This window comes from Rahnella sp. P4_A8, from assembly GCF_056402435.1.
Genome location: NZ_JBFUHK010000188.1, coordinates 1 through 1901 on the forward strand (window position 1 = coordinate 1; position 1901 = coordinate 1901).

General features: G+C 48.9%; 2 protein-coding genes and 1 pseudogene. All 3 read right to left on the minus strand.

All coding sequences use genetic code 11. From position 1 onward, the window contains the following. Window positions 1-114 precede the first annotated feature (114 nt). Complete coding sequence (locus AC1DUO_RS24495; protein WP_013576095.1) at window positions 115-1128, minus strand: L,D-transpeptidase family protein; 1014 nt, start codon at window positions 1126-1128, stop codon at window positions 115-117. Between the two features lie 261 nt (window positions 1129-1389). Then, the gene (sufE, locus tag AC1DUO_RS24500; RefSeq protein WP_112152177.1) at window positions 1390-1803 is read right to left on the minus strand and encodes a cysteine desulfuration protein SufE; all 414 of its coding nucleotides are present in this window, start codon (window positions 1801-1803) and stop codon (window positions 1390-1392) included. A 28-nt stretch (window positions 1804-1831) separates the two neighbouring features. After that, window positions 1832-1901, minus strand: a pseudogene (locus tag AC1DUO_RS24505) (aminotransferase class V-fold PLP-dependent enzyme); the annotation flags it as partial.

Consider the following 1901-nt stretch of genomic DNA (forward strand, 5'->3'; position numbering starts at 1 on the left):
TCACTAAATCCCCCATTTAAAACGCTCTCAATCACTCACGTGAATGTCAGACATAAAAAAGGGACCATGATGGCCCCTGAAGTTTAAATCGTTTCTGATGTGTTTCTGCGACGTTTACTGCGTACTGGCTGTATTGACTGCCGGTTCGCCCGAAGTCGCTGTTTGCGGCTGATTGATAGCCGGTGGTGTATCCCCCGCTTTATCGCCAACGCTGACAACAACCGGCATACCCGCACGGCGTTTAATCGCTTCTTTTACCATCTCAGCGTTAGTCTCATCATGCTTAATAAATTTCTTCATTGCTGCAGTCAGAGGAATTGGTTTGGTTTGCGGGTCATCTTTCTCCGTGTGGGACAACGGCTGATGCACCTCGATATAGCGTTTACCGTCCGGTTCGATATCAAACTTGATTGGCTGATTCACGATTTGTACGCGTGTCCCTTTAGGCACCGAGTTAAACAGCGCTTCGATATCGTCAGGACGCAGACGGATACAACCGGAACTCACGCGCATACCAATGCCGAAGTTCGCATTGGTGCCGTGGATCAGATACTGTCCTGTTCCTGCAGACAGACGCATCGCAAACAAGCCCATCGGATTATCCGGCCCGGCTGGCACCATGCCCGGCAATGTGATCCCCTCTTTCAGATAAGCTTTACGGATATTGGCAGTGGGCGTCCAGGTAGGATTGGGGATCTTCTGGCTGACTGATGTCACCATCTCCGGTGTGTTACGCCCTAACTGGCCGATACCAATCGGATAGACAATGACTTTGTCCTCGCCTTTCGGATAGTAGTAAAGACGCATTTCAGCCAGATTGACTACGATACCTTCACGTTTGGTATCCGGTAACAGCATCTGCGAAGGAATGGTCAGCACAGTTCCGGCTTTTGGCAAATAAGGGTCAGTTCCCGGATTCGCTTCCAGCATCGCAATCAGGCCAATCTGGTATTTGGCTGCCACGTCTTCCAGCGGCTTACCGTCGTTGGGCACAACATACGTTGTATTTTCGCCAATCAGGCGGCTATTATCCGGCGGCAATGGATATTCTGCTGCACTTGCGGTCATGGAATGCGTTGCCATTATTGTGCCAACTAACATTGCCAGAAGGGGTAATGCGCGTCTCATACTCAGTCCTTTTTCGGCCTGCGCTCAGCGAATCTGAGGCAAGACAATTATCTTGTCTGGTAATATTAGCAGCACAGAATTTCATGGCAATCAAACCACTGTAAATCAGAAAGTTACCTTACAGAAGTCAGAATAAAAAGCAGGAGGATAGTGGGTTGAAAAATCAGGAGTAAAAGGAGATATACGCAGAGAAAGAAGTCATCTGCCTTGCTCATTAGCAGATAATTCCTAATGAGCAAGGCAGTACAGCAGCGAGCGGTATTAAGACAACTCTGCGGCTTTAGCGCGAATAGAGCGAATCATCGCTTCCAGCCCTTGCGAGCGTGAAGGTGTCAGATGCTGACTCAGTTCAAGTTCAGTGAAAAACGGACGTACATCCAGTTCCACCACATCACGAGGCGTTAAACCCTGATACAGGCTGAAGACAATCGCGACCAGACCTTTAACAATGGCTGCATCACTGTCACCTTCGAAGGTCAGTGCACCATTTTCATCAGTGCGCATCACAATCCATACCTGACTCTGGCAGCCGGAAATCAGGTTTTGATCCTGGCGGTGTTCTTCCGGTAAAGCCGGTAACTGGCCACCCAGCTCAATCACGTACAGATATTTTTCTTCCCAATTCGGGCATCGGGAAAAATTTCTGACTAACTTGTTTCTATCTGGCAAAGCCATAAAGACATCCTGATCTGGGCTGTCAGGATTAACCCAACAACCGGTGAATACGTTGCAGTCCAGCGACCAAACGGTCGACTTCTTCACGTGTATTGTAC

Coding starts and splice junctions, on each gene's coding strand:
- sufE (WP_112152177.1), bottom strand. CDS start 1,803: ATGGCTTTGCCAGATAGAAACAAGTTAGTCAGAAATTTTTCCCGATGC.
- AC1DUO_RS24495 (WP_013576095.1), bottom strand. CDS start 1,128: ATGAGACGCGCATTACCCCTTCTGGCAATGTTAGTTGGCACAATAATG.